This window comes from Pseudomonas fluorescens (assembly GCF_012974785.1).
Taxonomy (GTDB): domain Bacteria; phylum Pseudomonadota; class Gammaproteobacteria; order Pseudomonadales; family Pseudomonadaceae; genus Aquipseudomonas; species Aquipseudomonas fluorescens_BT.
In genome coordinates this window covers 194,388-206,974 of record NZ_CP027561.1, presented here as the reverse complement: position 1 = coordinate 206,974, position 12,587 = coordinate 194,388, and the positions used below count along the sequence as shown (strand labels likewise).

Here is a 12,587-nt window from a genome sequence, read left to right as displayed (position 1 = left end):
TCATGGGTTCCATTTGTTGGAGAGCGCAGGCCGCACGGTTTTCAGGTCCGGCAGGTTCTCGAGGAAGTTGTCCGGGTAGTAACCGAAACTGGTGGCGCCCTGACGCTTGAGGCGGCCCATCCAGTCGGCCAGTTGCGCACCGTCGATGTCGGCCTGATCCTTCTTCGTCCAGTCCCGTGCCTGCAATTCGAACACCGTGCGATCCAGCGCACCGGGGCGTTGTTTGATTTTCGCCACCAGTTCTTCCAGCCACGGGCCGGATTGCGCAGGGGTCTGCTTTTCCATGAGTGGCATGGCCATCGGCGCCGTCCAGTCGTAGCTCACAAGGAAGTCGTCGAGGTTCTGCGCGAACCACGCTTCGCTCCCGGGATTGAGAATCGGCTCGGCGAAGATGTTGCGCGCGGTGAGCACCTGCGGGCCACGGATCGCCCGCACCTTGGCGGTCAGTTCATTGGTGAAGTCGATCAGGTAGCGGCTCTTGAATCGCGTCCAGCGCTGCATAGCTGCCGGATCATCACGCAGGGCGGCAATCGAGCCCGGCAGACCGTGGGCGGCATAAGCCTTCAAGGCCTCGGGACTGGCGTCCTCGAAGTCCGACAGCACGGCGTCATCGTGGTAGAGAATGCCGTCCACCGAGGTCAGGCGCGCCACGTCTTCGTAGATCTCACCAATGATCCGCCGCACCTCGGGGTCGAACGGTGACAGCCGCTTGTACTGATCCGGATCGACAGCGGTAGTGCCGGTCTTCGGATCCCAGCGCGTGACCCGCGGCAATGTCGAATCCAGCGCAAAACTCAGCACCGGCATCCAGGCGAACACCTTCACGTGGGCCCGGGTACGCAGCTGCCAGGCGACGCGGTCGAAGAGGTCGGCGCGCATCGGCAGATGACGGTTGGGGAAGTACAGCGAATGCACCAGACCATCACCCTGCGGATCGGCGAAGGCTTGCAGGAACACCGTGTTGGCGCCCATGTCGGACATGCGCTGGATCAGCTTGCCGAGATTGACCTCCTGCTGCGCCGGATCCGGGTCATAGACGTTGTCCAGATCCACGTGCACCACGCGCATGGCGAAATCCGACTGCACGGCCACGATGCTGTTGGCGAAATGCTCGCCATCCGGGTCCGAGGCCACGAGAAAACGTGGGCTGCTCATCAGGTTGTCGAGGGCATCGAGACCGTCGTCGAGGGTCAGGGCCATTTCGTAGCCCTGCTCGCTGACAACGGTCAGCGAAGTACCGTCCGCCGTCCCGTAGGGCCAGACCCAGATTCGTGGTTTTTTACCGGTGGCCTTGCGGATTTTCTCTGAGATGGTGGCCACGTCAGTGCGAATCCGTGCCTGGAATTGCGCTTCGGATTCGTAGCGCCTGGTCACCGGATCGTAGCGACGGGTTGCGGCGGCCGGCTGCATGTTGCCTTGCGGGTTGGCGAGGATGCCTTTGTGGCTGGCATCGGTGTGGGCGGCGATTTCCACCAGGCCCGATTGCGAAATTTCTCGCACCTGATCCCAGGTCAGAAAGTCGGAACGCGGGCGCATGGCGCCGGCAAAATCCACCGGTTGATTCAGCGGTGTATCGATCCAGACCCCGACCGGCGCCAGCAGCGCATGCCAGTTGTAGGCGCGCAGCACCGGCATCACACGGGTGTAGAAACTCGCGTAGCCGTCGTCGAAGCTGAGCAGGATCGCTTTGGGCGGCAGTTCCGGCCCGCCCTTGCGCGCGGCCATGATCTGATCGACCGTCACCGGCTTGTAGTTGTTTTCCCGCAGCCAGGCCAGCTGCTCGATCATGCGCTCGGTGCGCACGGCCACTACGGCCTGATCGGGATCACGGTCTTCGACGTCGTGGTAGGCAATGCCCAGCACGTGGTTTTTCGGCCAGGGCTTTTCATTGGCCGCCAGCGGACGCTCGGACGGCGGCGCGAAGGCCGGGGCTTGCTGGGCGCAGGCGCTGACCAGCAGCACTCCCAGCAGAAGGATGAAACGCGAAATCAAAGGCATCTTCAAACTCTTCTAGAAGCGGAAAGTGAGGTCGACGAGCAGACGCAGATCGGTTTCCCGGTCACCGTCGTAGGGCCGGTTGATCACACTGAACAAACCGCCCACCTCGAATACGTCGTTCCAGGCATAACGCTGGCCGTAGCCGAGCATCGCCATGCCGCCGGTGCCGTGATCACGCTGGCTGTACGTACCCGCACCGGCCTGGAATTGCTGGCTCCAGGAGGTTTCGTAGCGGTGGTAGAGCACGTGGTTGACGTTGACCGTCGGCATCACGCTGAAGTCCGCCTTCGGGTTGAAGTACGGCACGTCTTCGGATTTGGAGTTATGACTGGTGCTGACTTCCAGACCGGCGTCGACCTGCACGTGGGTGGTGCTGTAGACGCCTTCGCGGCCGGTCAGCAAGGCTTCGACACGGTTGTTGCCGTCGCTGAAATGCGACGGGCTGACCGACAGTTTCCACTCGCGGCTTTCATTCGCGCGCCAGCGGATGAAACCGCTGCCGCCGTTGGCCTTGATGTCGCTGTTGAGCGCCCGCAACGGGGTCTCCGCCGACAGGTATTCAAGGCTGCCGCCGTACTGCCAGTTGTCATTGATGTCCCGGGCAATCGCCAGGCGGGCGCCCTGCTTGTCGCCGTAACCGTAGGAATGGTTGGAGACTTCAGCTTCAAGGGTCATGTCGCGGGTGCGCCGCTCCAGACCGACACGCTGGAAGCGGTGGTTGCCGGTGCCTTCGGCGAAGTCACCGGTGGCATAACCGACCCCGGCGAACACGCGCCAGTCCTCATCGATCGGCGGACTGTAGAGCGTGCTCTGGATACCGAAGTCCCGGCTGCCGCTGACCGCGCCGGCATTGCCACCGCTGCCGCCATTGGCCTTGCCGCCGTAGGCTTCAACGCGTAATTCGGACATGTCATGCACTTCACGCTCGCGGGCCGCTCGCTGCACCTGGCGGTTGTCCGGGAAGCGCTCCACGACGTCGTCGGTCAGCGCATCCATCTGCCGCCATTCCTGAAGCGTCATGGCGGTTCGGGCCTGAGCCACCTCCAGTCCCATGTCCCGGGGCACCATGCTCTCGACTTCCTTGAGCTGGCTCTCGGCGCGGCGCGGCCATTGTCGCGCCAGGTAAAGATCGGCCTGGGACAGGCGCAGGCCGACGTTGCCCGGCGCCTGATCGACCAGCGTCTGCAAGCGATCCTCGCCATGGGGCAGGTCCGCGCCGTAGGTGCCGGCAGCCTGAGCCGAGAGCAGTTGCGCGTCCATCCAGTCGTCGCTGGGGTTACCGATCGGCAAGCCCTTGAGTTCGACGCGCGGTTTCTCGTTTTTGGCCAGATCTTCGGCGACCTTGCGCGCCTCCTCGACACGGTCGCTTTCCAGCAACGAGTAATACAGCGCGGTGGTGTCTTCGAGGCGATCGCCGGCATCGGCGTCCGGCGCCGAGAGCACCTGACGATACAGGTCAGTGGAGACCTCGGGCTGACGCTGATCCAGATACGAAGCAGCCACCCAGCGCAGGGCGTAGGTCGGAATCTTCACGCCTTCGCCTTGCAGTTTCTGGTATTCGGCAATGACGTCGGCCGTACGCGCACGGGCCTTGAGCGCGCCCATGCGGTCGATGCGCCAGCGGGTCACGTCGTCGTGGGCGCCGGCATCCGGGGTCCAGGTGGCGAGCAGCTTGTCGTAGTCGGCCAGTGCGCGGTCGGCGATCACGTAGCGTTCTTTTTCGCTGCGGGTGGCGAATTCGGCGAGGCGCACCCGCTCGGCAGCCAGATCGCCTTCGAGACGACGCAGAGTCACCGGATCGATCAGCCCCGGCCGCTGATTGGCCAGGCGCAGCGCCGGCTCGGGCATACGGGCCTTTTGCAGAGCGACCACGTATTCACGGGCGACTTCCGGTTTGCTGCCGGCGCGAGCGAAGGCCTGATCGTATTCGAACAACGCATCATATTGCTTGCCAGCACGGGTCAGGGCATAGCCCAGTGCGAGACGGCGGGAAGGATCATCGGGTTTGGCGGCAACCAATGCCTTGGCACGGGTCACGGCCTCATCGGGTTTGCCAGAGTCTGCCTGGGTCAGCGCGAGACCGAGTTGCAGGTCGGCGTTGTTCGGTTCCTGCGCCAGGGCCTTGTTGTAGACCTCGATGGCCTGATCCCAGCGCTTGAGATTGCGATAGGCGCGAGCGGTGGCGGTCAGGGCCTGGGTCGGCAATGCGCGGTCGCGCCCCTGGGTCTCGTAAACTTGCACCACTTCGGCATCAAGCCCGGCCCAACTGGCGATTTGCAGGTGATCGCTGATCTGTCCCGGAGTGGCCTGGGCCGGCGGCACCTGACGCAAAGCGGTCAGCGCGGGCGTGTAATGCCCTGCCCGGGCATCAAGCACCATTTGATCGTAGGCCGTATCGGCCAACGCGAGCACCGGCCAGAGCAACTGAGTGCAAAGCGCGACTCGAAACAAAGGGCGTAAACCACGATGTATTACAGGAACATCAATACGCGGCATTCGTCAGCATCCTTACATGGCCAGCCGGGTAGCAATGCTCCCCCTTGCCCAATTCGTAACGGAGACCAAGTCGATTTACCTGGCCAAGCTATCCAAGCAGTCTTGCACGCAAGCGTAGATCAATATTCAGAACACAATATTTGTTCAGATTCGTGACCGAAAACGCTGGCTCACGCCGCTCACGCCGATTCCAGACAGCAAAACGCCCGGCGTTTGCGGGGAGCAAAGGCCGGGCGTTGAGGTGTAGCGAGGGGGTTACTGTTCCTGGCTGACGTTGACACCAGCGAATTTGCTCATCAGGAAACCGACGAACTGCTCGACGGTCATCTTCTGGCCGTTGAACTCCACCTGATTGGCGGCGTAATGCAGCTTGGTGACAACGTTGGTGCCATCCAGGGTCGCCAACTGCGAACCGACGGCCATGCCGGCGAACATGTCGGCTCCGGCGCTGGCCTGGTCGACGATGGCTTTGGCATCGGTCTGACCATCGAGTTGCGCCTGCACGCTGAGCAGATCGACCAGCATCGGCTTGGACACCAGCACGTTGACGTCAAGCAGGGCGATCAGTTGCTTGCCCAGTTGATCCGGCGGCAGGTCCATCGACTGTGGCTTGGTCAGGTCGAGCACCAGATTGGCACGGCTTTCACCGTTGGCGGTTTTCAGCGACAGGTCTTCCAGCGCCAGTTGCGGCCCGGCCGCCAGCAGTTTTTGCAGGTCAGCCTTGACCTGAGTGGACTCGGCTTCGGTCAGGTTCAGCTCCGGTGCCGGCAGACCGGCGGCGGAGGCTTCGGCAGCGGCTTTTTCGTATGGCTGCAGCTTGGTCTGGTAGATCTGCATCAGCGACAGAGCCGACGGGATGTCGAGGTTTTTAAGGCTCATGGCCAGATTGGCCGAACCGATTTTCTTGTCGTTGAGGGTCACTTCACCGATTTTGTAGTCGGCACGGCCGGAAGCGTTCGTGCCGTTTTCTTCGGTGAGGTTCTTCATCTCGAAGTTCTTCACGCCCAGCACGGACTGCTTGGCGCCGAAGGTAGTCTTGCTGCTGGTCAGTTCCAGGGTGTTTTCGCCGGTGTAGTAGCCATAGCTGCTCTTGGCGAGGTTGCTGGCCAGGGTCAGGCCATTGAGTTCGATCTGCACCGGCGCCTGGTCTTCAGCCACGGTGGTCAGGTGCAGGCTGTCCATGTAGCCGTTGGCCTTGACCTTCTGTGCCTGGGCACTGGCGGAAATGTCCATGTTCAGGCCGGAAAACTTCAGGCTCGACTTGTCGTCCAGCGCGGTTTCCAGCGGCAGCAGTTCGATATTGCCAGTGGTGGACTGGTCATAGCCGATGTTGACCACACCTTTGAGTGGCGCAGCGCCCTTGGTGGCGGCGAACCATTTCTCGGTGATCGGGGTCTTTTCCAGCTCATAGTGACTGGTGGCCATGACCGGCAGCCATTTCAGCGAGACCAGACGCGAGAACGGCAGCGGGCCGTGCTCGATATGGTCGACGAACAGCAGCTCGACCGGCGCTTCGCCGAACATCTCGCCTTCACCCTTGAGGCGATAGTGCGCGGTGCTGCTGAAGGTGTTGCGTTCCAGCGACACCAGTTCCAGCGACGCACTGCCGTTGGAGCCGGCCATGGCGGTCTGCAACTCGCTGTTGGCATTGGCGACGGCATTGTTCAGTACGCCTTCGATTTTGGTGCCGGTGTACCAGGCCCCGCCGACGCTAATGGCGCCGATCGCAACAACAATTCCGAGAAGCACGCCTGCTGATTTATTCATGAATGACCTGATCGATTTCCGTGGCTGAAGGTGTGGTCGTCTTCCGTGAACCCGTGACCGGGCCGTGGCGCGACTCCGCTGAATTTAGCGGTGGAGATTAGCACTGGCAGCGCGGGGCGGCCCAATGTTTAAAGGTTAAAGAGTGTCCACGGGACATGGACAAACAAAAAGATCGCCGGGTTCGGCGATCTTTTGGGAGGTCAGGAATACTGCAGCTCGATCTCATCGAGCTGATGATCGAAGCTTTTCAGGCGTGCGGTCCAGGTGTACACCAGCACCTCGAAATCCCGGTCGATCACCGCCCCGCCCGGCCCGTCGCCGCGTGGGTCGCAGAAATCCAGCTGATAGCGCTCGCGGGCCATGGCGGTCGCGACATCGGACAATTCACGGGCATTGTTCAACCAGTGCCAGCCGTCATCGGCGACTTGTTTGTCCAGAGCCAGGCATTGTTTTTTCAGGGCTTCGAGGCTTTTTTCCAGCGGAGTGCCGGTGAGTTCGCCCATGACCTCGGCGAAAGTGCGTCCCGGTTGCCAGTAGCTGCCCCAAAAGTAGCGGTCGAACACGGTTTCGACTTTGCGCAGTGCGACTTTGGTGTCCCAGATCAGCAGCAGCGTCTTGCTTTGCTGAAGCTGGCGTTTCTTGAGCCGCTGCACCTGGACCGATGCCCAGGCCACCACCACGATCGCCATCACCGCGATCAGCGCGGTCGCGCTGTCGAGGAAGACCATCGCCTTGTCGATCTGATGAGCCAGCATGATGCCGTAGAAATAGGTGGCCGACAGCAGCACCAGTGCGACCAGGGCGCACCAGAAGCCGAGAGCGTAAGGGTTTTTCATTATTGGTTTCCCCTAGACCTGCGCTAGCAATGTGCACTGAAAAGGCGCCTGGTTCGGGGCGCCCTTTCAATACTTCAAAGCATAGCAACGGCCTCAGGGTTTGCTGGCGCTCGAGGCTTGCGTTCGTCCGCTTTCCCAGCCACCGCCGAGGGCGAGGAACAAATCGATCTGGCTCATGGCAACCTGAGTGTTGGCGGCGGCCAGTTGCGCAGTGACGTCGGTGTAGGTGCGAGTGGCTTGCAGGTCGGCGAGGAACGACTCGCGGCCCGCCTGGAAGAAGCGGTGAGTCTGGTCAGCCGCCAGCTTCGCCGACTGCTCGGCATCGGCCAGGGCGTCGCGGCGTTGCAGCAGCGCGGTGTATTGAGCCAGACCGGTCTGGGTTTCGCGGATGGCGTTGAGCACCACCCCGTCGAAATGCGCCAAGGCGCCCTGGGTCGAAGCTTCGGCCTCGCGGATACGCGCCCGGGCGCCGTTGGTCGGCACCTTCCAGCTCAGCGACGGGCCAAAGCCCCAGCGGTTGGTCGAGGGGTCACCAAGGTCGGAAACAATGCCGACGGTGCCGATGGTCGCGCCGATGCTGATGTCCGGGTACAGCTCGCCGGTGGCAATGCCGATCCCGGCGGTCGCAGCTGCCAAACGACGTTCGGCCTGGCGGATATCCGGCCGTCGTTTGAGCAGCGCGACGCCATCACCGACCGGCACCAGTTGGGCGATTTTCGGCAATTCAGCACAGGTCGCCGTGCCGGCCGGCAATTGATCGACCGGTTTGGCCAGCAGCATCGACAGACGGAACAACCCGGCCTGACGCGCCGCTTCATAGCGCGGCAGGTCGGCGCGCAGGGACTTGAATTGAGTCTGCGAGCGGGTGACCTGGGTTTCGTCCCCGCGTCCGGCATCACGCAGGCGCTGAATCAGCGTGGTGCTCTGGGATTGCAGGTCGAGGGAATGCTGGGCGATTTCCCGTTCTTCGTTGGCTGCGCAGACCTGGGTGTAGGCCCGAACCACGTCTGCCACCAAGGTGATGCGTGCGGTGTCGGCAGCGGCCTGGGTCGCGTCGGCGTTGGCTTTCGCCGCTTCGATCCCGCGCTGCAGGACGCCCCACAGGTCGAACTGGTAAGACGCGCTGATGCCGATGTCGGCGACGTTGGCCACCGGGACTTTCTCCGGCAGCAGAAATGCCTGACCGGATTCCTGCAAGCGCTGGGCACCCATTTTCACGCCACCGCTCCAGCCGCCGGCCGCCTCGGCTTCATCGACCTGGGCACGGGCCCGCGACAAGTTCGCCGCCGCCACCCGCAGATCGGTGTTGGAGGCCATGGCCTGCTGCACCAGTTGATCCAGACGCGGATCGCGATACAACCGCCACCAGTCCGCCGGCACGGGAGTGGAGACCACAGGTTTGCCGGCCACCGCCAGATCGCCCTGGAAATCCTTGCGCTGAATCGCCGCATCACTCGGCAGGTGATAGTCCGGCCCGACCATGGAACAGGCCGACAACATCACGCCCAGACCGGCGATCATCAGGGCCCTGCTCATTTCGCGGGCTCCTGCTGATCGTCGATGATCGAGACCGTGGCGGTACGCCCGGCAATCATGCGGAAGTCTTCCGGCACATCGTCGAAGGCGATGCGCACCGGAATCCGCTGCGCCAGACGCACCCAGCTGAAGGCCGGGTTGACGTTGGGCAACAGGTTGCTGCCGCTCGAACGGTCACGGTCTTCGATACCGGCGACGATGCTTTCGACATGCCCGCGCAAGCGGGCGCGGTCGCCGATCACGCGGATATCCACCGACTGACCGATGTGGATGCCGTCGAGTTTGGTCTCTTCGAAATAGCCGTCGATGTGGAACGAATTGCTGTCCACCACCGACAACACCGGACGCCCGGCGGTGACGAATTCCTGCGAGCGCGGCGCACGGTCGTTGACGTAGCCGTCCACCGGGCTGCGGATCACCGAGCGATCGAGGTTGAGCTGGGCGCTGTCCACCGTCACCAGCGCTTCGGCCAGTGCCGATTGCGCGCGGGCCACTTTCGACAGGCTTTCTTCCAGCTGTTCGGCCGGCACCAGATTGCCCAATCCACGGTTACGCTTGGCTTCACGCTGGGCCTGGGCGAGGGTTTCTTCACGGTCGGCAACGGCTGCCTTGGCTTGGCGCAATGCCAGTTTGAAACGGTCCTGGTCGATGCTGAACAGCACCTGGCCGCGTTTCACCAACTGGTTGTCCTTCACTTCGACCTGCTGGATCAGCCCGGACACGTCCGGGGCGATCTGCACGATGTCGGCGCGAATGTGGCCGTCGCGGGTCCAGGGCGCGAACATGTAATACATCACCATGCGCCAGACCACGACGACGGCGAAAGTCACGATCAGCAGCGTCAGGACGACGCGACCGAGGGTCAGAAACGGTTTTTTCATGTCATCAGGTATCGACTGAGTGAATCCACGCCGTACAGCATCACGGCGTAGAGAGCCACGTTGAACAATGCCCGGTGCCAGACCAGACGGTAGAAATGCAGGCGTGTGAGCACGCCGTGTACCAACACAAACAACACATAAGTGATGCCCATCAACACCAGCAGGGTCGGCAGGAAAATGCCGCTGATGTCCAGATCACCGATCATAGGGGCGCTCCTTCGGGCAGCGGTTCTTCGGGCTCGGCACTGGAGACGAATTCCACGCCGGGCAACAGCGCCAGGCGCAAACCGCTCAAGGCGTGCAACAGGTTGAGTCGGGTTTCTTCCTCGCAGTGGCCATTGAGCGCACGGCGGGTGCGATCCATGGTCATCAACAAGGCGCTTGGCGCCGGCAAGCGTTCACCGGCCTTGAGGCAGGCACGGAAATACTCGCCGACCTCGGACACCACTTGCTTGAGTAACGCGTTCGGCGCGCCCGTCACTCGCGGCGTATAGGCGAGCAGATCGAGCAGGTTCAGCCCCACGCGCACTTCGCGCATGGCGATGCCAGTGTCCTGGCCGGTCAGCGCCAGACGCGGCAGGTGCTGCATCAGGCGGTCGAGCAGTTGCACACCCAGATGCCGGTGTTCGGCGAGGGTGGCCGGTTCGGTCATGCTGACGATGTCTTTCCAGCTGAAACGGGTCAGGCGCTTGGCCGCCAGCTCGGCGCCGAACGGCCGGGCGATCAGGGTCCAGATAAACGCGAACAACAGCCCCATCGGGCCCGCCAGGTTGGAATTGGCGAATGCAAAGAAATCCGCGTCGTAAGCACCCGAAATGCTGATGAACGACGAGGTGTTGACCAGCGTCAGCAGCATGCCGAGGAAAAACCGTGGCTGGACCGTCAGGGTGCCGACACAGATGAACGGCACCGCAAATGCCAGCACCAGCATCGGAAAGTCATGCAAGTTCGGCAGCACCAGAAACAGGTACAGGCTGGCAAACAGCACTGACATCCCGGTCCAGAAAAAGAACCGGTAGATCTGTGGCGCCGGGTCGTCCATCGAGGCGAAGAAACTGCACGACACCGCCGCCAGAATCACCGCGCTGCCGCCGTCGGTCCACCCCAGCAGGATCCACAGTACCGAGGCGACGATGATCGCCAGAATGGTCGAGGCCACCGAATACAGCATCAGCCCACGGTCGAGGAATGGCGTCAGGCGGCCGAGGCGCCAGTGACGATAGACCGCGCGCCAGCTGTCCTGCCGTTCGCACAGGATCGCGCCCTGCAGACTGCGACAGTCCTGCCACAGATCGATGAATTCGCCGAGACGGTACAGCGCGTTGGAAAACAGCAACTGTTTGCGATCTTCGAGGGCTTCGGCGCTCGGTTGCAACGCTTCGAGCTGTTCCCGCAGGGTTTGCCAGCGCTCGAGGTCGGCGTCTTTGTGGCCTAGCCATTCGCGGGTGGCGGTGAGCAGCGGCGCGAATTTTTCCACCAGTTCCGGCGTGCGTCGTTCGAGGGCGTAAAGCGAATCTTCCAGGGCATCGATCACCGGCAGCAGGTGGATCATCCGCCCGCGCAGTTCCTTGGTGTTGCGCACCGTCTGCGGCCGCGCACCTTCGTGCGGCAACTGGCCGATCATCAACTCCAGGCTGTTGAAACTGCCGACCATGGCCATGCGCAGGGCGGTGACTTCTTCGGGATTTACGTCGCGGCTGAGGAATTTCAGGCTGTAGGTCGTGGCGTCGGCGAACCATTTGCCCACGGCGTCGTTGAACACCGGTGCCAGGCGTCGTGGCCAGAACATCGCACCGACCACCGCCGCCACGGCGATACCGAGAAAGATCTCTTCAGTTCGCGATTCGGCCACGTCCCACACCGCCAGCGGGTTATCCACCACCGGCAGGGCGATCAACGGCAAGGTGTAGCCGGCCAGCATCAGCGCGTAATTGTTGGCGGTCCGCAGATGCAGGGACAGAAACAGCAGAATCCCGGTCCATAACGCAATGACCACCACCAGCACATAAGGGCTCTGAACGAACATCGGCACGAACAGCACCGCCGCCGCTGCACCGAGAAACGTGCCGATGGCGCGATACAGCGCCTTGGAACTGGTCGGACCGAGGAACGGGCTGGAAACGATGTACACCGTGGCCATCGCCCAGTACGGACGCGGCATCTGCATGAGCAGGGCGATGTACAGCGCGATCATCGAGGCCGCGAACGTGCGGATCCCGTAGAACCAGTCCCGCGCTGGGGGCATGCCGGAAAAGAACCCGTTCACGGATTGATCACCGTTGGCGGAGTGGCCGCCTCAAAAGCTCTCAGTACCCGAAGCGTAGCCTCCAGATCGCGCTGGTCGATGCCTTCGAGCACTTCATGACGCAGGCGCACCAGTTGCGCCTCCACCGCTTGCACCAGCTCACGGCCGGTGTCGGTCAGGCTCAGGCATTTGGCGCGACGGTCCTGCGCATCTTCGGTGCGGCAGACAAAACCGGCGTGACACAACTGATCGAGCAGACGCACCAGCGACGGCGACTCCATCCCCGCCGCCTGCGCCACCTGTACCTGCCGCACACCCTCGCCCAGCCGCCCGATCATCAACAACGGGACGGCGCAGGCTTCGGAAATTCCATAGTTGACCAGCGTGGTCTGGCAGATCTTCCGCCAATGCCTGGCGGCCACCACCATGGCACTGCTGATGTTCATCTGGAGAGCGTCGAGGTTATTCGGCACGAGGGAATGCACACACTGTTAGTTTGCTAACTATCAATATGGCATTTGAGGGGAAATTCAGTCAAGTTTTGAAACAAATTGCTTTCAGCACAAGAAATGTTCCTCGCTGAAACTGCGCCGACACCGACATCCGAGAGCACTGAACCATGACGACGCAATTCACGCCCGAGAACCCGAATTCCGGACAACATCCGATTGAACGTCTGCCCGACACATCTGCGTACGCGGCATTTTTAGAGCAAAAAGTAAGAATCGCTCGTGAATCAATGGCCTGCGGAATCGGTTTATCCAATCTTGAAGTTGAAGCGACGTTCTCTTCCTTGAGAGCTATGACTGCCAAGGACTAGGTCTTGTC

10 protein-coding genes are annotated in these 12,587 nt (G+C 62.1%); 1 reads left to right on the top strand and 9 read right to left on the bottom strand.

From position 1 onward, the window contains the following. From pgaB to C6Y56_RS00820, 9 genes are all read right to left on the bottom strand, one after another. Positions 1–1,998, bottom strand: a complete 1,998-nt coding sequence (pgaB, locus tag C6Y56_RS00860) for a poly-beta-1,6-N-acetyl-D-glucosamine N-deacetylase PgaB (protein ID WP_169428337.1) — start codon at positions 1,996–1,998, stop codon at positions 1–3. Positions 1,999–2,010: 12 nt separating this feature from the next. Continuing rightward, entirely contained in the window at positions 2,011–4,494 is a 2,484-nt protein-coding gene (pgaA, locus tag C6Y56_RS00855; RefSeq protein WP_169428336.1) for a poly-beta-1,6 N-acetyl-D-glucosamine export porin PgaA, read from the bottom strand. A gap of 255 nt (positions 4,495–4,749) precedes the next feature. After that, entirely contained in the window at positions 4,750–6,261 is a 1,512-nt protein-coding gene (locus C6Y56_RS00850) for a YdgA family protein (RefSeq protein ID WP_169428335.1), read from the bottom strand. A 200-nt stretch (positions 6,262–6,461) separates the two neighbouring features. Further along, positions 6,462–7,097: an NADH:ubiquinone oxidoreductase subunit N gene (locus C6Y56_RS00845; RefSeq protein WP_169428334.1), complete on the bottom strand. Its 636-nt coding sequence runs from the start codon at positions 7,095–7,097 to the stop codon at positions 6,462–6,464. A 93-nt stretch (positions 7,098–7,190) separates the two neighbouring features. Next, entirely contained in the window at positions 7,191–8,633 is a 1,443-nt protein-coding gene (locus tag C6Y56_RS00840) for an efflux transporter outer membrane subunit (RefSeq protein ID WP_169428333.1), read from the bottom strand. Further along, positions 8,630–9,514: an efflux RND transporter periplasmic adaptor subunit gene (locus tag C6Y56_RS00835; RefSeq protein WP_169428332.1), complete on the bottom strand. Its 885-nt coding sequence runs from the start codon at positions 9,512–9,514 to the stop codon at positions 8,630–8,632. The genes C6Y56_RS00840 and C6Y56_RS00835 overlap by 4 nt, the downstream gene beginning before the upstream one ends. Beyond that, complete coding sequence (locus C6Y56_RS00830; RefSeq protein WP_007957657.1) at positions 9,511–9,720, bottom strand: DUF1656 domain-containing protein; 210 nt, start codon at positions 9,718–9,720, stop codon at positions 9,511–9,513. Before C6Y56_RS00830 ends, C6Y56_RS00835 begins: the two co-directional genes overlap by 4 nt. After that, a complete protein-coding gene (locus C6Y56_RS00825) occupies positions 9,717–11,780 on the bottom strand; it encodes an FUSC family protein (protein ID WP_169428331.1) in 2,064 nt (687 codons plus the stop codon). Before C6Y56_RS00825 ends, C6Y56_RS00830 begins: the two co-directional genes overlap by 4 nt. Beyond that, positions 11,777–12,205 (bottom strand): MarR family winged helix-turn-helix transcriptional regulator, encoded by a 429-nt coding sequence (locus C6Y56_RS00820; RefSeq protein WP_011331882.1) that lies wholly within the window; start codon positions 12,203–12,205, stop codon positions 11,777–11,779. The genes C6Y56_RS00825 and C6Y56_RS00820 overlap by 4 nt, the downstream gene beginning before the upstream one ends. 173 nt (positions 12,206–12,378) lie before the next feature. Here C6Y56_RS00820 and C6Y56_RS00815 point away from each other — a divergent pair, with 173 nt between their 5' ends. After that, positions 12,379–12,579 (top strand): hypothetical protein, encoded by a 201-nt coding sequence (locus tag C6Y56_RS00815; RefSeq protein ID WP_169428330.1) that lies wholly within the window; start codon positions 12,379–12,381, stop codon positions 12,577–12,579. Positions 12,580–12,587: the final 8 nt, after the last annotated feature.